Raw genomic sequence first — 18,235 nt, 5'->3', positions numbered from 1 at the left:
CGTCCAGGACCGCACGACCCCACGACCGCACGACCCCACGGCTCCACGGCCGCACCGGGACGGACGGCCCGCCCGCCGCCCGTCCCGGCCGGTTCAGCGCACGGAGGCCGCGAAGGCGAGCGCCACCGCGAAGTGGTGGCTGCCGCCGCCCTCGTGCCCGTTGTAGGGGTAGACGCTGATCTCCTTCGGGCCGCGGTAGTGGTGGTAGGAGGCGAAGACGGTCTCGGGCGGGCAGGTCTCGTCCATCAGCGCGACCGAGTACAGCGCCGGGGCACTGGCGCGGGCCGCGAAGTTGAGGCCGTCGAAGTAGGCGAGGGTCGCGAAGACGGTCTCCACCTTGTCGCGGTGGACCTTGCAGAAGTCGGCGACCTCCTTGTACGGGAAGGCGTCGGTGATCTCGGTGGCGCGGCGGATGTGCTGCAGGAACGGGACGTCCGTGATCACCCCGGCCAGGTCGGGCACCAGGCCCGCGACGGCCAGCGCCAGGCCGCCGCCCTGGCTGCCGCCCGCCACCAGGACCTTGTCCGGGTCGACGCCGGGGTGGGTGCGCACGGCGTCGACGGCGCGCACCGCGTCGGTGTAGAGCCTGCGGTAGTAGTACGCGGCCGGGTCGAGGACGCCGCGGGTCATCGACCCGGGGTGGGCCGGGCCCGCGCCGGGCCCGTCGTCGGGGGTGTCGCCGGTGGCCCAGGTGCCGCCCTGCCCGCGGGTGTCCATGACCAGGTGCGCGTAGCCCGCGCTGGCCCACCGCAGGTGGTCGTGCGGCAGCCCGCGGCCGCCGCCGTAGCCGATGTACTCGACGACCGCGGGCAGCGGCCCCTCGGCGCCGCGGGGACGCACCAGCCAGCCCTTGATCGGCTGTCCGTCGTAGCCGGGGAAGGTGACGTCCTCGACGGTGACGGTGCTGAGGCCGGTCTCGGCCGGTGCGGTGTCCAGGCGGGCGGGGACGGCTCTGGCGGTGGCCAGGGTGTCCGCCCAGAAGGCGTCGAAGTCGTCGGGTTCGGTGCGTTCGGGCCGGTGCTTGCGCAGCTCCGGCAGGTCCATGGAGAGGAATGCCATGACGGCTCACAATAGGGCCGGTCGGCGCCCGGGCCAATGCCGGGTCCGGCAATCCCGAAACGTGCTCAACCGTTTAAGCGGTGACGTTCCGGTCCTCGCGGCGCGTTCCCGTTTCACCGGGCCGGGTCCGGGCTCTCCTCGCGCGGGGCCGCGAGCCGGAGCGGCCGGGGGTGCAGGGCGGACGGGTGGGGGCCGTGGCGGGGGTCCAGCTCGTGGAGGATCTGCCGGGTCTCGTCCATGATCGAGCCGTGCAGGGACCAGACGGCCGGACCGTGGTCGGTGCGGCAGAGCGTCTCGGCGGCCGAGGCGTGGTGGTCGCGGCCCCGTTCCAGGGCGGCCGTCAGGTCGTCGGTGTGCCCGGGCTCGCGGACGTGGTCGCGCTGGATGCGGGCGAGGACGTCGAGCGCGTCGCCGACGGCCTCCAGGACGTCGGCGAGGGGCCGCAGCCGTTCGCGCGCGTCGGCCTCGTGCGGGAACTGGCGCTCGCCACGGGCCAGGTCGTCGAGGCCGCGGAGCACCGAACCGAGCTGGTCGCAGACGTGGCCGAGACAGGTCAGCCCTTCCCCCAGCGGTCCGAGCGCGACCGCGGGATCGGTCCCCTGCCGCAGCCGCCGGGGGTTGAGGCGGATGCCCTCCTCGGCCTGGCCCGCCGTCTCCCGCGCCCGGTCGAGTTCGCGGGCGGCCGCCTCCACCCGGCGCAGCCAGCCGTCGGAGGTCCCCTCGTCCCAACCCCCGCGCAGTCCGCGGGCGGTGTCGTGGGCGATGTCGGCGAGGCGGTGGGCGACCCGTGCGGTCCGGTGCGCGGCGTGGCCCACGTAGGTGGGGGGCGCGGCGACCAGGTTGACCAGGACGCCGGAGGCGACGCCGATCAGGGTGTCCCCGATCCGGACGGGGGCGTACGGGGCGCCGGTGCTGAGCACGAGCAGGACGGTGACCGGCACCTCGGTGGCCTGCTCGCCCAGGCGCAGCAGCTTTCCCAGGCCGAGGCAGACGCCGACGGCGAGGCCGATGCTGACGAAGTTCGCCCCGGCCAGGCGCAGCAGGCCGAGGGCGGCCAGTGCCCCGAGCACGACACCGCCGATCTGCCGCAGGCCCTGCGCCAGCGTCCGCAGCACCGTGAGCTGGACGGTCAGCAGCGCCGCCAGCGGCGCGAGGACGGGCTGCTCGTCCTCGCCCAGCAGCAGCACCGCGGCCTCCCAGGCCAGTGCGCAGGCCGCCGCCACCCGGACGGTCTGCGCCACCGACTCGCGGTGCGACCGGAACCCTCGCGCGGGGTGACGCAGCGTCCGGCCGACGGCCCGCCACCCGTCGGTCGTCCTGCGGCGCCACGACGCCGCGCGGCCGGAGGCGGTCACGGCAGGTCGGGCACCGGGGCCAACCGGGCGGTGCAGAAGGCGCACCGGGTCGCCCGGGCGGGGATCGCGGACAGGCACTCGGGGCAGTCCCGCTTGGGCGCCTGGACGTCCTGGTGCGGGGCGAAGCGCTCGTGCAGCTTGTTGAACGGCAGCACGACCAGGAAGTAGAGCACCAGCGCGGTGAGCAGGAGGGTGATCGCGGCGTCGATGAAGCCGCCGTACGGGAACTCCACGTGGTGGATGCTGACGGTCCGTCGGCTGAAGTCGCCCACCGCTCCGGTGGCGAGGCCGACCAGCGGGGTGAGGAAGGCGCGGACCAGGGCGGTCACGACGCCGGAGAACGCCGCTCCGATCACCACGCCCACGGCCAGGTCGACGACGTTGCCCCGTAGGACGAAGCCACGGAAACCCTTCACTGATGCTCATCCTTCCCGTTCGTCCGCGTCCGGTGCGCTCGGCGGCCTTCTGCCCGGTACGCCCGTCCGCATGCGCCCTCCCCGTGCACCGTCCTCGTCATCCGGTCGGCCCCGGTGGTACTCCTGTTCCGGCGGCGGTTCCACGGCGACGGCTTCACCCGGGGGCGACGAAGTGACGGCACAGCGGTGAGGCGGGTCACCATCGGGGAGATCGCGGAGCGGGGCGGCGGACCGGGCTGCACACCGCGCAGGTGCTGCTGGAGCTGATCGACGGTGGCCCCGCGCGCTCGCACCAGGAGCGGACGCCCGTCCTCACCGTCCGCGGCAGCACCGCGGCGGTTCCGGCGGGCTGAGAAACTTTCGGTCCGCCACGCGCCCTTTCCGCCGCTCCGCCCGCCGGTGATTGACGGTCCGTCAATTGCTGTCCTACGTTCCGGAAAACCGGCCGGGCCGCCTCTTCGCGCCGCGAACTTAAGCGCATAAGCACCGCACCGCACCGCCCGGTTCCCCGTTCCGGCGGAAATTCCCCCACCGGATTCGACGCGCCTCCAGGAGGGTTCTCCATGCGTCGCACGTTCCCCGCACCCGCACCCGTCCCCCACCGCACCCGCGCCCGCGCCCGCACCGTCGTCGGCGCGGCCGCCGCCGGCGCGCTGGCCCTCGCGACGGCCGCCCTGGTCGCCCCGCCGCAGGCCGCCCAGGCCGCCGAGGTCCACTGCAAGGCGGTGTACTCGGTGCAGAACGACTGGGGCAGCGGCTTCCAGAGCACCGTGACCGTCACCAACCTCGGTACGGCGTGGACCAGTTGGACGCTCGGCTTCTCGTACGGCGGCAACCAGGCGCTGTCCTCCGGCTGGAACGGCAACTGGACGCAGTCCGGCCGCAACGTCACGGTCACCAGCCTGCCCTGGAACGCCGCCGTCCCGTCCGGCGGCAGCGTCGCGCCCGCCGCGACCTTCAGCTACAGCGGCGCCAACGCCGCCCCGACCGCCTTCACGGTCAACGGCGTCCCGTGCGACGGCTCCGGCCCCACCGCCCCGCCGACCAGCCCGCCGCCCACCACCCCGCCGCCGACCGACCCGCCGACCACCCCGTCCGCGGGGCCCGCCCCGGCCCTGCACGTCTCCGGCAACCGGCTGGTCACCGCCGCGGGCACCCCGTACCGCCTGCTGGGCGTCAACCGTTCCAGCGGCGAGTTCGCCTGCGTCCAGGGCAAGGGCGTGTGGGACGGCCCCGCGGACCAGGCCACGGTCGACGCGATGCGCGGCTGGAACGTGCACGCCGTGCGGCTCCCGCTGAACGAGGAGTGCTGGCTGGACACCACCAGCGGCACCCCGGCGGGCGGGACCACCGGCGCCGCGTACCGGAAGGCGGTCAAGGACTACGCCGACCTGCTGGTCGCCAACGGCATCAACGTGGTCCTCGACCTGCACTGGAGCCACGGCCAGTACACCGGCCCCGGCACGGGCTGCCCGGACACCGGCGCGACCTGCCAGAAGCCGATGCCCGACCAGCAGTACGCCCCGACCTTCTGGACGCAGGTCGCCCAGACCTTCAAGGGGAACGACGCCGTCCTGTTCGACCTGTTCAACGAGCCCTACCCGGACGCCGCCGACAACTGGGCCGACGCCACCGCCGCCTGGACCTGCCTGCGCGACGGGGGCAGCTGCCCCGGCATCGGCTACCCGGTCGCGGGCATGCAGTCCCTGGTCGACGCGGTGCGCGCCACCGGCGCCACCAACGTGGTCATGACCGGCGGCCTGACCTGGACCAACGACCTCAGCCAGTGGCTCGCCTACGCGCCGAAGGACCCCACCGGCAACCTGATGGCCTCGTGGCACTCGTACAGCTGGAACGGCTGCGTCACCGCCTCCTGCTGGGACAGCACGATCGGCGCGGTCGCGGCGAAGGTCCCGGTCCAGGCCGGTGAGATCGGCCAGAAGACCTGCGCCCACGACTACATCGACCAGGTGATGGCCTGGGCCGACGCGCACGGGGTCGGCTACAGCGCCTGGACGTGGAACCCCTGGGGCGGGTGCAGCAGCGGCGGCAACGTGCTGGTCACCGACTGGAACGGCACCCCGACGTCCACCTTCGGCGAGGGCTACCGCGCCCACCTGCTGACCCAGCACCCGTAGCGACGGCACCCGGGGCGGGATGAGTACCCGGGCTCAGGCCGGGCGGGGCGGCCCTCCCGCACCATGGACGGGCCGCCCCGGACCGCCGTGGACGGCGCCCGCGCCCGTCCCGTCCTGTCCCGTCCCGGAGGCCACCAGCCGTGCTGAGCACCGTCGCCCGCACCGTCGTCCCGCTGCTCGGGCGGTTCACCGTGACCGCGGACGAGGCGGCGGTGCTCGCGCCCGGCAGCATCGTCGCGGCCAACCACTCCTCGCTGGTCGACCCGGGCGTGGTGCTCGCCGCGGTCCGCCGCCTCGGCGTCCGGCCGGTCGTCCTGGCGACGGCCGGGCTGTGGCGGATCCCGCTGCTGGGCGGCGCGCTGGCCCGCGAGGGCCACATCCCCGTGCACCGGGGCACCGCGCGGGCCGCCGAGGCGCTGGAGGCCGCGGCCGCCGCCCTGGCCGCCGGACGGGTCGTGGTCCTCTACCCCGAGGGGCGCCTCCCGCTCCGCAGCGACGCCGCGGACGGCCCGCCCGCCCCCTTCCGCACCGGCCTGGCCCGGCTCGCCGCCACCGGCGCCCCGGTCGTCCCGCTCGGCCAGGCCGGGGCCCGCCGGATCAGCTCCGGCTCCCCCGCCAAGCAGCTCGCGGGCCTGGCCACCGCCCCGCTGCGCCGCCCCGCCGTGCACGTCCACTTCGGCGCGCCGCTGCGGCTGGACGGCGACGTGGCGACCGCCACCGCCCGGGCCCACGCCGCCGTGACGGCCGCCTGGCGCACCGCCGCCGCCCACCTGGGCGAGGCCGCCTGACCGGGCCTTCTGGACGCCGCTCCCCGAGTAGGGAAAGGTGTGGCAGTCAACAGCGTTCCTCTCCAAAGAAGTTGAGGCCCATGCCCGGCCAGGTCCGCGCAACTCCCCCGCCGCCCTTACCGCCCGCCCTCGCCGAACTCGCCGCGCAGCACCACCTGGGCGCCCTGACCGCGACCTTCAAGCCGCAGAGGTTCGGCGTGCTGATCAAGGCCTCGTTCTACGTGACGCTCGCGGTGCTGCTCTTCCTCTTCGTCGTGCCCGCCGTGGTCTTCTACTACGTGTCGCTGCGCCGCACCCCGGACTTCAACCCCCGCCAGGCCGCGAAGCGGCTGCACCTGTTCGAGCACGGCCTGGTCGTCGACGACGAGAGGGGCCCCGGCCGGACGGTCGTGCGGTGGGACGAGGTCCGGCTCCACGAGGAGCAGACGCAGAAGGTCATCAACGGCGTCCCCGGCCCGGTCCTGTACACCTGCGTGCTGCGGACCCCGGGCGCGAGCGCGGTGGTCACCCAGTTCTACCAGCACCCCCGCGTCTGGTCGCAGGCCATGCAGCAGGCCGTCCTGCGGGCCCAGGGCGACCGGGCGCAGCGGGCGTTCCTGGCCGGGGAGGTGCTGGACTTCGGCGAGTTCGACCTCTCCTCGGCGGGCATCGCCCACCGCAGGCAGCTCCTGCCCTGGAACCGGCTGGCCGGGATCGAACTCCGCGGCGGGGCCGTCCTGTTGCAGCAGACCGGCGAACCGGCCACCTGGGCCCGCGCCGCGGCCAAGAGCGTCCCGAACCTGCACCTGTTCCTGGCCCTGGTCGAGGCGCACCGCGCCGACTGAACGCCAACCGGGCCCGGCCGGGCCCGTCACCGGTAGATCGTGCCGGGCTCCGCCGTGCCGGGGGCGAGCAGTTGGCTGACCGTCACGAAGGTGTACCCCTGCCCGTCGAGCGCCTCCAGCACGGCGGGCAGGGCCGGGACGGTGCCCCCGTGCAGCGGGTGCAGCAGGACGATGCCGTCGCGCGCGGCGCCGTCCAGGACCCGCCGGGTGATCAGCGCGGTGTCCTCGGTCGCGTAGTCCTTCGCGGTCACCGTCCACAGCACCTGGGCCAGGCCGAGCTCCCGGGAGATCCCGGAGACCCGGTCGTCGGTGCGCCCCTCCGGCGGGCGCATCAGGGTGGGCCGCCGTCCGGTGATCTCCTCGATCGCGTCCGCCGTGCGGCCGAGCTCCTCGCGGACCTGCCGGTCGGAGGCCTCGGTCAGCCGGGGGTGGTTCCAGGTGTGGTCGCCGATCTCGTGCCCCTCCGCGGCGATCCGCCGCACCAGGTCCGGGTGCAGGTGGAGGTCCCGGCCCTCCAGGAAGAACGTCCCCGCAGCGTGGTGCTGCGCCAGCAGGTCCAGCACCCGCGCGGTGGGCTCGCCCGGGCTGCCGTCGAAGGTCAGCGCGATGCACTTCGCCCGCGCGCAGTCCACCTGCCCCGCCGCGACCGGTCCCTTCCCCCGCTCGCGCGCCTGCGCCGGGCCGACCGTCACCATCGCGAAGCTCCGCACCACCACCACCGTGACCAGCGCCGCCACCGCCAGCACCGCCAGCACCGCCACCCCCAGCAACGCGTGGAACCGCGGCCGCCGCCTCACCCTTCCCATGCCACGAACCCTACCTGCGCCCCTTTCGCCCGATTCATCCGGCTCCCCCGCTTCACCCGGCCCCCTGGGCGCGCTGCCGGGCCGCCCACTCCCGCATCCGCCGGACCGCCTCCGGGTTCTCCGCGGCGGCGGCGTCCAGCACGGTCACCGCGCCGTCGCCGAGGTCGACCAGCCGGTGCTCCATGGTGCCGGTGGCGACGATCGACAGCACCGCGAGGAACTCCTCCTGCACCTGGCGGCTCACCTGCTGCTCCCCGACCTCGACCACGTACGCGTCCCCGGCCGCGGCCAGCGAGCCCACCGCACCACTGAGCAGCCGCCCCAGCAGCCGGAACTCGTCGGGGTCCATCCGCGCCCGGAGGGTGTCGAGGTAGAGCCGGACCCGGTCGGCCCGGGTGGGAACAGCGTCGTCAGCCATCCGCCCATCCTGCCACCCCCACCGGGGCGGGATCCGCCTCCGGGTGGCTTCGTCCATGCAGCCTGGAGGAGGTTGCGTAGGCGGCGATGCCGAGCATGACGTGGTGGACGCCGTCGCCCTTGAGGCGGCAGTCGCGGAGGATCTTCCAGGTCTTCCTCCGGGCGAAGACGTGCTCGACGCGGGCGCGGACCTGCTGGTCCTCGGGTAGCCGCCGTCGGCGATGGTCGTCGTCCGGCCGACTGCGGCCTTCGCGCCGGTCTCCTCCCAGGCCTTGCAGTCGTTCCGGTTGCCCGGCGGGGGTTCGCCGACAGCGACGACCATCCGGGTGCGGGCGTCGATGACGAGCGGACCGGCAGTCACGTTCGGCCGCTCCAGTCGGCCGCGGACTCCCACAGGGGGTAGTCCTCGCTGCCCAGCAGTTCATGGGCCAGGTGGTACTCGCCGACGAGCACCGCGGTGAGGAACGAGGCAACGCCGCCGGGGAAGAGGTCCCACTGCTCCAGGTCCTGGATCCAGACGACAACGGGCCACCGGTCGGGGTCGGGGTCCGCGGTGAGCCAGAAGACGTAGTTGCCCCGGTTGTCGCCGCCCCAGGGCACCATGCCCCCCGGAGCCGGGAACATCTCGTAGGGCGGCCGATCAGAGGTCTCCGGGAACAGCGGCTCCTCATGGACCAGTTCGACCTGTTCGTGGGCGTCCGCCGCGTAGTCGCGGAACGTCTCGAAGCCGCCCCTGTCCAGCCGCGGGATACAGATTCCGAAGTCGAACCTGATCCTGATCTCCCCGTAGGTGTCCACCAGCCACCGGTAGTCGGCCGGGAAGAGCAGACCGTTCAAGGCCGCCGCGCTGCCCTCCCACGGCACGGGTGCCGGGCGCGTGGACGGCGCCCCCAGAATCTCACCGAGCCGCTCCACCGTCATGCCTGTAAGCCTCTTCCCTAGCCTCGATGCCACAACCCGGCAGTTCCATCGAGTGTGTCAGCCGCCCAGGCGGAACCGAGCGGCAGCCCGGCCGGACAGGACCGGCCGTACCCGGCAACCAGTGCGACGGAGGTTTTGCGGACAGCCCTTAGGGTGGGCGCAGACCGTGCCGCCCGCCCGGAGGATCCCGTGCTCCAGCTCCGCCTCATCGTTCCCCCCGACCTGCGCGCGCAGGTCCTGGAGCGGCTCGACGCCCGCGTCGGGGTCGCCCACCTCGCGGTGCTGCCCGGCGGGGCGGTGCGTCCGGCCGGCGACCTGGTGCTGTGCGACGTGGCCCGTGAGGCGGCGGACGAACTGCTGGGCGAGCTGCGCGGGTTGGGGCTGGCCGAGCGCGGCGCCATCAGCGTGGACCAGGTCGGGCTGACCCTCTCCCGGGCGGCCGACCGGGCGGAGCGGGAGGCACCGGGCGAGGGGGTCGACGCGCTGGTGTGGGAGGAGGTCTCCGAGGTCGTCCAGGAGGAGTCGACGCTCAGCTGGGTCTTCCTCGCGCTGCTGACGGTCGCCACCATGCTCGCCGCCTGCGGCGTCGTGCTGGACAGCGCGGTCCTGATCGTCGGCGCGATGGCCGTGGGCCCCGAGTTCGGCCCGCTCGCCGGGTTCTGCGTCGCCGTGGTGCAGCGCCGGGCCCGACCGGCGCTGCGCTCCCTGCTCGCCCTGGCGGTCGGCTTCGCCGTGGCGATGGCGCTCACCGTGGGCTTCTCCCTGCTGATGGACGCCCTGGGCCTGTTCAGCGACGCGAAGTTCGCGGCCCAGCGCCCAAACACCTCGTTCATCTGGCAGCCGGACGCGATGTCCTTCGTGGTCGCGTTCCTGGCGGGCATCGCGGGCCTGCTCTCGCTGACCTCCGCCAAGGCGTCCGCGCTGGTCGGCGTGGCGATCTCGGTCACCACCGTCCCCGCCGCGGCCAACGCCGCCGTGGCCGTCGCCTACGGCGAGTACGCCCAGGGCTGGGGGTCGGCGGTGCAGTTGGCCCTCAACCTCTCCGGCATCGTCCTCGCCGGGGTCCTCACCCTGCTGGTCCAGCACAGCGCCTGGCACCTGGTCCGGCGCGGCCCCCGGAAGCGCTGAGCCGGACGCCCCGGCCCCCGCGGGCGCCGACGCCCTCCCCTCTGCGGCGTCGGCACCCGCGGACCGGGCGGGCCCGGCGGCCGGTCCGGGAGACCTCCGCGAGCAGTTCCAGGTCGCGGGCCCCGAGCGCGGTCAGGGCGTCGCTTAGGATCAGGCGGCTCATCAGGTGGGGGGTCCTCTCGTGGTGGGCGGTGCGCGGACGGCACCCGCCCGGAGTCACCGGCCCCGGCCGGGCGACCGGTCGGACGAACACTCGGGTCAACGGCCGGGCGAACGGTCGGAGTCGGCTTCGAGGGCGTCGACGGTGGCGGCGAGCCAGTCGCGTTCGGCCGCGCTGGAGGCGCGGGCGACGAGGAGCATGCCGCGGCGGAAGGGGCTGGGTTCGGCCTCGGCGGTGACCGGGGCGCCGTCGGCGTCGTGGAAGAAGCTGCTGGGGGTCTCCAGGAAGTGCAGGCGGCGGCGGAGCACCGCGGCCTGGGCGGCCGGGTCGGGGAGGAGGTCGAGGAAGGCGGCGACGGCGAAGAAGCGCATCTGGTCGCTGATCTCGGCGTCGGCGGGCTCGGCGAGGCGCCGGAGCAGTTCGGCGCGACCGGCGTCGGTGAGTTCGAGGACCTGGCGCGGGGCGGGCCCGGTGCCGGGTTCGGTGCGGCGCAGCAGCAGGCCGGCTTTCTCCAACCGGGTCAGCGCGGGGTAGAGGGCGCCGTCGCTGACCGGCCGGACGTGTCCGGTGAGGCGCTGGATCTTCGATTTGAGCTGGTAGCCGTGCAGGGGTTGCTGGTGCAGGAAGCCGAGGACGGCGAGGGTCAACAAGCTCGCGGCCTTTCCGTGTTGTGCGCCCGGTCGATTGATGCTACCTCTTGTCGTTCTACCTCGATTCGAGGTAGCACGACAAGAGGTAGCGGGGACGAGGGGGCACGGTGCGGGGGCACGGACACCTGCGGCGACTGGCCGCACTGGCGGGGCCGGTCTACGGCGAACTGCTGTCCGGCGTGATCGCGTCGATCATCAGCACGTTCTGGGTGGCCGGACTGGGCGGCCCGGCGGTCGCGGCCGTCACGCTCGCCGGGTCGGTCGAGAACCTGCTGCTGGGCCTGGTCCTGACGGTCTGCTCCGGCACGAGTCAACTGCTCTCCCACGCACTCGGGGCCCGCGACGGGCACCTGGCCGGGCGCACCGCCCGCGCCGCCTGGACGCTGTGCGCCGTGGCGGCCCCGATCCTGGCCGCCGCGGGCTACCTGCTGCGCGAACCGCTCGCCCGCGCGTTCCTCGACGGACCGTCGGCCGCCCTCGCCGCGGGCTACCTGGCGATCGCCTTCCCCGGGTTCGTCGTCTTCTTCGGCCAGCGCGTGGCGGACGACCTCTTCAAGGGCGCGGGCGACACCCGCACCCCGATGCGGATCGCCCTGCTGTCCAACGTGCTGCTGCTCGGGCTCGACCCGCTGCTGATCCGCGGCTGCGGCCCCGTCCCCGGGCTCGGCGTCGAGGGGGCGGCACTGGCGCTGGTCGCCTCCCGCACCGTCGCGCTCGCGGTCACCGCGGCGCTGCGGCGGCGCCACCGGCTGCCCGCCCCGGCCGGCGGCACCGCCCGGACGGCGCGGCGGCTGCTCGTCCAGGGGCTGCCGTTCGGCCTCGACTTCACCTCCCGGATGGCGGTCGGGACGGTGCAGCTGGCCCTCGTCGCGGACTTCGGCGTGGCGGCCGTCGCCGGGTACGGCATCGGCTACCGGGTGCTGCTGGTCGTGACGATGGCGTTCTACGCCGTCCGCCAGGCCGCGGCCATCGAGGCGGCCCGGATGTCGGGAGCCGCCGAGCACGGCCGACTGCCGGCCCTCGGGCGCGACACCGCCCTGCTCGCCGGAGCGCTGGGCACCGCCGCCGCGCTGCTGTGCGCCGCCCTCGCGGAACCGGTCACCGCCCTGTTCACCGACGAACCCGCCGTCGCGGCGCAGGCCGTCGACTTCCTGCGCCTGTGCGGCCCCTACCTGCTCCCGTACGCCCTGGTCGTCGCCCTCGGCGGGTTCCGCCAAGGCAGCGGCCGGGGCCGGGGCGTCGTCACCGCGACCTTCCTCGGCCTCGGGATCCAGCTCGGCGCGGCCTTCGCCCTCGCCCGGGCGGTCGGCGTCGAGGGGATCTGGGCCGCCATGGCGCTCGGCGCGCTCGCCCAACTGCTCCTGTTGCGACGGCCGGACCTGCGCCGTCGCCGCCCGCGGGCGACGGCGGCCCCCGCCGAGGGGGCGGGGGGCCGCCTGACGGAGGCTCAGCAGCCGCTGTCGGAGATCACGTAGTAGCCGTCCGCGGTCTCCTTGAGGGTGTGGGTGACGAACAGGTTGTACAGGCCCATGTTCTGGTTGGAGCCGTTGGCGTAGGTGTACCCGCCGCTGGTGTGGGCGCGGCCCGCGGTGACCTGGGCGTAGTTGCTGGCGGTGAAGCACTGCGGGGTGCCGGGGCCCCCGGTGGTGGTGGCGGTGACGGCGGCGGACTGTGCGCCGACCGTCCCCGCGGAGTCGACCGCCGCCACCGTGTACGAGTAGCCGGTGCCCGCGGCCAGCCCCGAGTCGGTGTACGAAGTCCCCGCCGTACTACCCACCTTGACCCCGCCCCGGTACACGTCGTACGACGAGGCCCCACTGACCGCCGACCACCCCAGGGTGGCGGTCGTGTCGGTGGTGGAACTCACCGCGAGGCCGGTCGGCGCGGGCAGCGTGGCGGTGCCGCCGGAGCCACCGGAGCCGTCGAGGCCCCAGAAGGCGGCGGTGTAGTAGCTGGAGCAGATGGTGTCGAGGTAGTACGAACCGGTGGAGCCGCACTGTCCGGGGCCGGAACCCGGGTCGACGGCCAGGCCGTGGCCCATGCCGGAGATCGAGTACAGCTGGACGGCGGGCTTGCCGCTGGTGTCGTCGTAGCTGGTCAGCATGGTGCCGCCGGGCAGGGAGCGGGTGCTGGAGGCGGTCTGCGGGATGCCCCAGGCGTTGGTCCACTGGTCGCGCAGTTCGGTGCCGTTGACGGGGTAGACCGTGTAGTCGGAGCTGCCCTGCCAGATCGCCACCCGCGGGTAGGGGCCGGTGTAGCCGGGGTACGAGTTGCGGACCTTGTCGCCCCACTGCGCGGCCGAGAGGTTCAGGCTGCCGTACTGGCAACTGCTGGCGCCGCTCTGGCTGGTGGCGCACTGCGCGGGCAGGCCGGAGGCGATGGAGCCGCCCGCGAAGACGTCCGGGTAGTCGGCGAGCAGGTTGGCGGCCTGGCCGCCGCCCGCGGACAGGCCGGTGACGTACACCCGGCTGCGGTCGCTGCCGTACTGGGCGACGGCCTTGTCGACCATCTGCTTGATCGAGAGCGCCTCGCCCTTGCCGCGGGTGCTCTGCGCGGGGTCGAACCAGCGGAAGCAACTGAGCGAGTTGTTGGTCGAGTTGGTCTGCGGGTAGACCACCGCGAACTTGTCCTGGTCGGCGAACTGCGCCCAGCCGGAGTGGGCGTGGTAGTCGGAGGCGCTCTGCGAGCAGCCGTGCAGGGCGACCACCAGCGGGCGGCCGGCGGGCAGGCCGTCGGGCACGTACGCGTACATCGCGAGGCTGCCGGGGTTGGAGCCGAAGCTGCCGACCTGGGTGAGGCTCGCGGCGGAGGCGGTGGGCGCGCCGACCGTCAGCAGTCCGGCCGTGAGGGCGAGGGCGCCGGTGATCGCCGAGATCCAGCGCCTGGTACGGGAGTTGCCGGGCAGGGTCATGGGGGGCTCCTGGGTGGGGGAGATGGCCGCGGGCCGCGCCGAACGGGCCGGACGGGTGGGGCCGTCGTGGCCGGTGCGGCGGGCCGTGGCGTGCATCATGCGGCGCCCGGCGGGGCGCGGTAATGGCTGCGGCCTCCACCCCCGGACCGGCCGCCGTGTGCGGACGCGCCATGGCCACCGGTCCGGGAGGGCTCGGGCGGCGGAGGCCCGGGCCGGAGGGGGAGCCGCGGACGGGGAGTCACACCCCGCTGGGGGCCTTCTCCTCCCGGGGCTGCCGCTCCCGGTCGGTCAGGTCGGCGAGGTCGCGGCCGCGGGTCTCCCGGGCGCACAGGACGGCGACCAGGGTGATCACGGCGGCAAGGGTGACGTACAGCGAGATCGGGGTGGAGCTGCCGTAGTCCTTCAGCAGCGCGGTGGCGATCAGCGGGGCGGGCGCGCCCGCCGCGACGGAGGCGAACTGGGCGCCGATCGAGGCGCCGGAGTAGCGCATCCGGGTCGCGAACATCTCGGAGAAGAACGCGGCCTGCGGGGCGTACATCGCGCTGTGGAAGACCAGGCCGACGGTGATCGCCAGCAGGACGGCCGGGAACGACCTGGTGTCCAGCAGCCCGAAGAAGGCCCACGCCCACACGCCGACGCCCGCCGCGCCGACCAGGTAGACCGGCTTGCGGCCGACCTTGTCGGAGAGCGCGCCGAACAGCGGGATCAGCGCGAACTGCACGGCGGAGGCGATCAGGACGGCGTTCAGCGCGGTCTGCTTGTCCAGCTTCAGGTGCCCGACGCAGTACGCCAGCACGAAGGTGGTCAGCACGTAGTACGAGATGTTCTCGGCCATCCGGGCGCCCATCGCGACCAGCACCTCGCGCCAGTGGTGGCGCAGCACGGCCAGCAGCGGGGGCTGTTCGGCCTCCTTCCGCGCGGCCCGCTGCTCGGCCTTGCGCGCCTCGGCCTTGGCGAGGGCCTCCTTGAAGACCGGCGACTCGTCGACGGCGAGGCGGATCCACAGGCCGACCATCACCAGCACCGCGGAGAGCAGGAACGGGACGCGCCAACCCCAGGCGAGGAACTGCTCGTCGCTCTGCACGAAGGTCATCAGGTCGAGCACGCCGACCGCGAGCAGGTTCCCGGCCGGGGCGCCGCCCTGCGGCCAGGACGCCCAGAAGCCGCGGCGCTCCGGGTCGCCGTGCTCGGAGACCAGCAGCACCGCGCCGCCCCACTCGCCGCCGAGGGCGAAGCCCTGCACCAGGCGCAGGAAGGTCAGCAGCAGCGGCGCCGCGACGCCGATGCTGTCGTAGCTCGGGACGCAGCCGATCAGCGCGGTCGCGCCGCCCATCAGCAGCAGGCTCAGCACCAGCAGCTTCTTGCGGCCGATCCGGTCGCCGTAGTGGCCGAACACCAGGGCGCCGAGTGGGCGGGCGGCGAAGCCGATCGCGTAGGTGAGGAAGGACAGCAGGGTGCCGGTCAGCGGGTCGGCCTTGGGGAAGAACACGTGGCCGAAGACCAGGGCGGCCGCCGAGCCGTACAGGAAGTAGTCGTACCATTCTATGGTTGTTCCGATGAGGCTCGCGGCCACGATGCGTGGTAGCGAGCCTCTGCTCGTTGCGTTGGGCGTCGAGGTGGCCATGGGCACCACTTCCTGCTGGGAGTGAGGGCGGAGTCGCGTCGCCACACCGTAGGAAAACGCAGGTCAGCCGCCTATGTGGTGTGGCCACATAGAGGGAGTGGCTGACATGGCGATGGACCCTGGGACTGGCCGAGCGGGCCAAGGAATCTGGAGCCAGTTCCTCCGGATCGAGGCGGCACAGACGACCGTGCTGGCTTGGTGCTGACCTGGACGCACCTCACAACACCTGATGACACCCCTACGGTGCTGGCGCGGTGCTGACCCTGAGCAACGATCGAGCCCCCAACCCAGGCTTTGGGTTGAGGGCTCGATCGTTGCTCCCAGGTGACTATTTCGCTCCTCGCTTGGCGGCCTTGATCTGCTCCTTCAGGAGCTTCGCCTCCAGCTTGGCGCGCTTCGTCTCGGCCTTCGCCTGCCTCGCCTGCACCTCGCTCTTGGAGCGGTGGCTCACCACGCCGAGACTGCTCACTGACACCGCCTTGCGGAACAACCCCATCTCGTCCCCCCTCACTCTTCAAGCTGGCACCAGCGGTGGTACGCCAGACCGCACACGTTAGAGCACGATCGCCAGGCGGGGCGTGGATCGCGGTCTGGGCCCGCCCTCACTGCGAGGCGGCTCTTCGTCCGGCCTCAGGACGCGCGTTCGATCGCCTCGAAGATGTCCGCGTCCGTCTCCTGCTGCCACTTCGGCAGGTCATCCCAGTCGGCCACGTAGCCGGGCTTCGGGTTCTCGATGTGCTTGTGGATCTGCGCGATCCAGCACGTAGCGATGAACCGGCCCTTCTGCTCGCGACTCAGCTTCGCCGTGTTGCCGGCGCTCACGCTGATGAAGTCTCGGACTTGGCCGAGGACTGCGGCGGCGCACTGGCGCTCCCACTCGGGGGTTTCCTCCCACGGTGCGATGTAGCCCGGCTTGGGCTCGCCGGGGTAGTGCTTCGTCACGCCCGCGATCCATGCCTCGCGGAAGATCCGACCGTTCTCGTCCGTCATGCCGCCGCCCCTGTCCTCTGCGCGAACTCGCGAAGGCCGGGAAGCTCCCGACCAGTGGTAAGAAGATCCGCCGTGATCGCCCGGACCTTCGGCCGCCGTGCCTCCTCCGGGGCATGGCCCTCCAGGGCCCGGAGTGCGGCAAAGCACCGCTCGGGCTCCTTGGCGTCACGCCAGACACGAGCCATGTCCATGCACATCCGCCCGCGCCTCTCCGCATTCGGCAGCGAACGAAGGTCGACCAGACTCCCGGCTCGAATCGCTTCGGTTGTCTCCCCCAGGGCCTGATGCACAGAGATCCGGTACCCGGCCACCTGCTCATACCCGAAGACGCCCGACAGGTACAGCGTGCGCCCGGCGCTCTCACGGCGTGCAGCGGTGTCCTCCGCCGCCGCCAGCAGATCGAGTGCCTCGCTGCGCCAACCCGCCTGCGCAGCGGCGTAGGAGGCGGTGAGCAGCATGGAGCCGCGCATCGCCAGGTGGTCGGGTTGGGTGGTCAGGTTCGCAGCAGCCGTGGACAGGTGATCGATCGCGTCGCGGTACTCCCCGGCGCGACGCATCGTGATCGCCATGGAGTGCGCGGCCTCGCCCATGACCACCGGATTGCCTGTTCGCTCCGCGTGGACACGCGCATAGGTGGCGGCGACCGGGGCGTAGGACGGGTGGTAGTTCTTGATCGACAGTTGAGCGAGCAGGACGTACGCGCGGGCGGCGACATCGTCGGCCTCGGCTGCACGTGCGCCGGCGATCAGGATGGGAAGCACCTCCCCAAGGCGGGCGTACTGCGCCTCGTGGAGCAGGTGCCTGGCGCGGGCGGCGGAGGCGTCCAGGTCCGCTCGTGAGGGCACTGGAACGTCGGGAAGGCGGAAGAGCGCCCGGCTCACGGGATCGTCCTCGACAGGGGCTGCTGCGGCCCGCGTGGAGGACACCAGGGCAGCTGCACCCATCCCGAGGCCGAGCGTCAGCATCGTGCGGCGTTTCACTTCGTCACCATCCGGAAGCAGGGACGGGGGCTGCGCCACCACGGCATGCGGCGCATCGGTCAGGAGATCGACCAAGCCCTCCGGGGTCACCTGGAGGAGATCAGCCATCCGGGGCCGCTGTGCCGGATGAGGCACAGCTCGACCAGTCTCCCACCGGGCCACCGTGGAGGGATCAACTCCGTTCGCCTGGGCGAACTTCTCCTGGGTAAAGCCCAGCATCTTGCGGCGCTCAATCAGCCGCTCACGCCTTGAGCTCACCAAACCCCCAGTTCAGCGCGGGTGTTGCAAGAAAAACGCCTGGAAAGCGCATGGACTTCGCTCTGGGAGACGGTAGCTGACGGTGGCTTACTGGTCACGCTGATCCGCGGCAAGGAGCCGGACATCCGGTCTCGGGGCCCGCGGGTTGGCTGCCCGCGGCGGCTCCATCAGTGCGTCCCCGACGAGAAGGAGCCGCCGCACCCCACCCCACACGGAGGAGGATGACGTGCAGCTCACCGCCGACGCCCGGCAACGACGACGGGAAATCGTCGAAGGCGGCCACCACGCGTGGGGGATCTGGCTGTCCGACCACCGGGGCAACGAGGTCTTCGTCGAGAACCTCACGCGGGCGGAGCGCCGGCGCTCGGTCCTCTCTCAGATCGCGGCGGGTCGCCGTCGCCGACTCCGGGGTCTGCGGTGATCACCGTGGCCAAGGCGAGCAACGTGACGTCGCCGGACTTCGTCCCCCTGGAGAAGCGGCGCCAGGGCCTTTACATCCGCACCTTCAAGGTCGCAGCCGACGGCACCCGTTACGACGACTCGGGCTTCACCGTCGTGGACTCGGACCCCGACTCGTACGCCTACCACCCGGCCGCGACGTGGCCACCCTGCCAATGCCCACTTCATGGCGGATAGTTGCCGGGCGCTGCTTCACCGAGGCCGGCAGGAGAGCGTGCTCGGCCCGGACCATCGCAGGGCCGACCCACCCGAAGTGACTCCGGGTGCCGCCGACAAGACTCCTCCACCGACCAGGTGGAGGTCAGCACGACCCCTCCCCGGCAGCCGCCGGGAGGACTGGACGAACCGAAG

General features: G+C 73.2%; 19 protein-coding genes and 1 pseudogene. 7 read left to right on the top strand and 13 right to left on the bottom strand.

Annotated elements, in window-relative coordinates; all coding sequences use genetic code 11:
- Positions 1–93: 93 nt before the first annotated feature.
- The 3 genes from ACFY00_RS25720 to mscL form a co-directional block, all read right to left on the bottom strand.
- Positions 94–1,059, bottom strand: coding sequence for an acetylxylan esterase (locus tag ACFY00_RS25720; RefSeq protein ID WP_388033916.1), 966 nt, complete (start codon positions 1,057–1,059; stop codon positions 94–96).
- A 113-nt stretch (positions 1,060–1,172) separates the two neighbouring features.
- Complete coding sequence (locus tag ACFY00_RS25715) at positions 1,173–2,300, bottom strand: aromatic acid exporter family protein (protein ID WP_388033915.1); 1,128 nt, start codon at positions 2,298–2,300, stop codon at positions 1,173–1,175.
- Between the two features lie 110 nt (positions 2,301–2,410).
- On the bottom strand, positions 2,411–2,830 hold the full coding sequence (gene mscL, locus ACFY00_RS25710; RefSeq protein WP_388033914.1) for a large conductance mechanosensitive channel protein MscL: 420 nt from the start codon (positions 2,828–2,830) through the stop codon (positions 2,411–2,413).
- A 563-nt stretch (positions 2,831–3,393) separates the two neighbouring features.
- Between mscL and ACFY00_RS25705 the strand changes: the two genes are divergently transcribed.
- The 3 genes from ACFY00_RS25705 to ACFY00_RS25695 all read left to right on the top strand — a co-directional run bounded on the left by ACFY00_RS25705 (position 3,394) and on the right by ACFY00_RS25695 (position 6,580).
- Entirely contained in the window at positions 3,394–4,968 is a 1,575-nt protein-coding gene (locus ACFY00_RS25705; protein ID WP_388033913.1) for a cellulase family glycosylhydrolase, read from the top strand.
- A 140-nt stretch (positions 4,969–5,108) separates the two neighbouring features.
- Positions 5,109–5,756, top strand: a complete 648-nt coding sequence (locus ACFY00_RS25700) for a lysophospholipid acyltransferase family protein (RefSeq protein WP_388033912.1) — start codon at positions 5,109–5,111, stop codon at positions 5,754–5,756.
- Between the two features lie 80 nt (positions 5,757–5,836).
- Positions 5,837–6,580 carry a DUF6585 family protein gene (locus tag ACFY00_RS25695; protein WP_388033911.1) on the top strand — a complete coding sequence of 248 codons (744 nt, stop codon included), beginning with the start codon at positions 5,837–5,839 and terminating at the stop codon, positions 6,578–6,580.
- A gap of 26 nt (positions 6,581–6,606) precedes the next feature.
- Here ACFY00_RS25695 and ACFY00_RS25690 read toward each other — a convergent pair whose 3' ends face one another.
- The 4 genes and pseudogenes from ACFY00_RS25690 to ACFY00_RS25675 all read right to left on the bottom strand — a co-directional run bounded on the left by ACFY00_RS25690 (position 6,607) and on the right by ACFY00_RS25675 (position 8,640).
- Positions 6,607–7,386 (bottom strand): polysaccharide deacetylase family protein, encoded by a 780-nt coding sequence (locus tag ACFY00_RS25690; RefSeq protein WP_388033910.1) that lies wholly within the window; start codon positions 7,384–7,386, stop codon positions 6,607–6,609.
- A 52-nt stretch (positions 7,387–7,438) separates the two neighbouring features.
- Positions 7,439–7,804: a hypothetical protein gene (locus ACFY00_RS25685; protein WP_388033909.1), complete on the bottom strand. Its 366-nt coding sequence runs from the start codon at positions 7,802–7,804 to the stop codon at positions 7,439–7,441.
- Positions 7,797–8,149, bottom strand: a pseudogene (locus ACFY00_RS25680) (hypothetical protein); the annotation flags it as partial. The pseudogene ACFY00_RS25680 and the gene ACFY00_RS25685, both read right to left, overlap by 8 nt.
- Before the next feature lie 11 nt (positions 8,150–8,160).
- Positions 8,161–8,640, bottom strand: a complete 480-nt coding sequence (locus ACFY00_RS25675) for an SMI1/KNR4 family protein (protein ID WP_388033908.1) — start codon at positions 8,638–8,640, stop codon at positions 8,161–8,163.
- A 273-nt stretch (positions 8,641–8,913) separates the two neighbouring features.
- Between ACFY00_RS25675 and ACFY00_RS25670 the strand changes: the two genes are divergently transcribed.
- Positions 8,914–9,852: a DUF389 domain-containing protein gene (locus ACFY00_RS25670; protein ID WP_388033907.1), complete on the top strand. Its 939-nt coding sequence runs from the start codon at positions 8,914–8,916 to the stop codon at positions 9,850–9,852.
- A 258-nt stretch (positions 9,853–10,110) separates the two neighbouring features.
- On the opposite strand, the gene ACFY00_RS25665 is transcribed toward ACFY00_RS25670, so the two are convergent.
- Positions 10,111–10,659, bottom strand: coding sequence for a PadR family transcriptional regulator (locus ACFY00_RS25665; protein ID WP_388033906.1), 549 nt, complete (start codon positions 10,657–10,659; stop codon positions 10,111–10,113).
- 110 nt (positions 10,660–10,769) lie between these two features.
- Here ACFY00_RS25665 and ACFY00_RS25660 point away from each other — a divergent pair, with 110 nt between their 5' ends.
- Positions 10,770–12,137 (top strand): MATE family efflux transporter, encoded by a 1,368-nt coding sequence (locus ACFY00_RS25660; RefSeq protein ID WP_388033905.1) that lies wholly within the window; start codon positions 10,770–10,772, stop codon positions 12,135–12,137.
- Here the strand turns inward: ACFY00_RS25660 and ACFY00_RS25655 are convergent.
- The 5 genes from ACFY00_RS25655 to ACFY00_RS25635 all read right to left on the bottom strand — a co-directional run bounded on the left by ACFY00_RS25655 (position 12,110) and on the right by ACFY00_RS25635 (position 17,425).
- Positions 12,110–13,573: a PHB depolymerase family esterase gene (locus tag ACFY00_RS25655; protein WP_388033904.1), complete on the bottom strand. Its 1,464-nt coding sequence runs from the start codon at positions 13,571–13,573 to the stop codon at positions 12,110–12,112. The genes ACFY00_RS25660 and ACFY00_RS25655 overlap by 28 nt on opposite strands.
- 238 nt (positions 13,574–13,811) lie before the next feature.
- On the bottom strand, positions 13,812–15,197 hold the full coding sequence (locus ACFY00_RS25650) for an MFS transporter (protein ID WP_388033903.1): 1,386 nt from the start codon (positions 15,195–15,197) through the stop codon (positions 13,812–13,814).
- Between the two features lie 328 nt (positions 15,198–15,525).
- Complete coding sequence (locus ACFY00_RS25645) at positions 15,526–15,672, bottom strand: hypothetical protein (protein WP_388033902.1); 147 nt, start codon at positions 15,670–15,672, stop codon at positions 15,526–15,528.
- Between the two features lie 155 nt (positions 15,673–15,827).
- Entirely contained in the window at positions 15,828–16,187 is a 360-nt protein-coding gene (locus ACFY00_RS25640; protein WP_388033901.1) for a hypothetical protein, read from the bottom strand.
- Positions 16,184–17,425: a helix-turn-helix transcriptional regulator gene (locus tag ACFY00_RS25635; RefSeq protein ID WP_388033900.1), complete on the bottom strand. Its 1,242-nt coding sequence runs from the start codon at positions 17,423–17,425 to the stop codon at positions 16,184–16,186. The genes ACFY00_RS25640 and ACFY00_RS25635 overlap by 4 nt, the downstream gene beginning before the upstream one ends.
- A gap of 226 nt (positions 17,426–17,651) precedes the next feature.
- On the opposite strand from ACFY00_RS25635, the gene ACFY00_RS25630 reads away from it, so the two are divergent.
- Together ACFY00_RS25630 and ACFY00_RS25625 are read left to right on the top strand one after the other, a co-directional pair.
- Complete coding sequence (locus tag ACFY00_RS25630; protein ID WP_388033899.1) at positions 17,652–17,846, top strand: hypothetical protein; 195 nt, start codon at positions 17,652–17,654, stop codon at positions 17,844–17,846.
- Entirely contained in the window at positions 17,843–18,061 is a 219-nt protein-coding gene (locus ACFY00_RS25625; protein WP_388033898.1) for a hypothetical protein, read from the top strand. Before ACFY00_RS25630 ends, ACFY00_RS25625 begins: the two co-directional genes overlap by 4 nt.
- Positions 18,062–18,235 lie beyond the last annotated feature (174 nt).

The sequence above is a fragment of the Kitasatospora sp. NPDC001540 genome (assembly GCF_042894345.1).
Classification (GTDB): Bacteria; Actinomycetota; Actinomycetes; order Streptomycetales; family Streptomycetaceae; genus Kitasatospora; species Kitasatospora phosalacinea_C.
Note: the sequence above shows the minus strand (reverse complement) of the source record. Positions and strands in the feature narration are given on the sequence as shown.